This window comes from Kocuria sp. CPCC 205231 (genome assembly GCF_040980965.1).
Taxonomy (GTDB): domain Bacteria; phylum Actinomycetota; class Actinomycetes; order Actinomycetales; family Micrococcaceae; genus Kocuria; species Kocuria rosea.
Genome location: NZ_JAVKPP010000064.1, coordinates 1 through 845, shown reverse-complemented (window position 1 = coordinate 845; position 845 = coordinate 1). Strand labels below are relative to the sequence as shown.

Below are 845 nucleotides of genomic sequence, written 5' to 3'. Positions count from 1 at the left end.
CGGCATTGCTGGAAAACCCTGAAAAACTGGCGTTGCCTCAGCATGACACCGTTCCATACTGGCAGGGTTCCGGCACTGATTACACGCTGGCGAGCACTGGTATCATCGACGTTAAAACCGCGTCCGGCGAAACCGTTAAACTCCCGGCGGAAGGTGTTGGCACTGGCAAGAAAAACGCCGCTATCATCGGTTGTGTGTTTGACCGTGATGCGGTTGGTGTGTCCAATCTCGACCGCCGCACTACTACCGCTTATAATGCTAAAGCGGAATTCTATAATAACTGGTACAAGATGGACGCCGGATATTATAATGACCTGAATGAAAACTTTGTTGTTTTCTTCATCGGCGAAACACTGGCTTAATTTCTGGTGGTGTGTAATCAAAGGCTGGCCTAACGGCTGGCCTTTTTTATCTGAGGTGATTTATGTTATTAACGCTATTCACCGTAACCGATGCGGATAATGTAATCGGTAAAACTATGCAGGAAATTACCCGAATGGATATTTTCCTTAAACGTGACGTTGATATTTCCTCCCCTGTTTTAATTCTTATTCCTGATTTACCGACCGGATTTGATAATATTAATTACGCTGAAATCCCCGCGCTCAAGCGTTATTATTTCATCGATTCTATTACCAGTCTCGGCGGTGAATTGTGGGAATTGCGTTTGCGTTGCGATGTGCTGGAAACCTATAAACCGGATATTCTTTCCAGCGTGGCGCGATTTACCCGCAAAATTAAAACGGGTGACTGTATTGATATTAATGTCGATACCTGCGTTTATAAGACCATCACGAAACATGATTGTGACCGCGAATTAACCGCTGGTCGTTCCATGATTCTGA

General features: G+C 45.1%; 2 protein-coding genes. Both read left to right on the top strand.

The annotated features are described in order from the left end of the window. On the top strand, positions 1 to 362 hold a 362-nt coding region (locus RF640_RS18870), incomplete at its 5' end, for a hypothetical protein (RefSeq protein WP_368828662.1). 62 nt (positions 363 to 424) lie between these two features. Continuing rightward, positions 425 to 845: hypothetical protein (locus RF640_RS18865; protein ID WP_368828661.1), on the top strand; the 421-nt coding region annotated here is incomplete at its 3' end.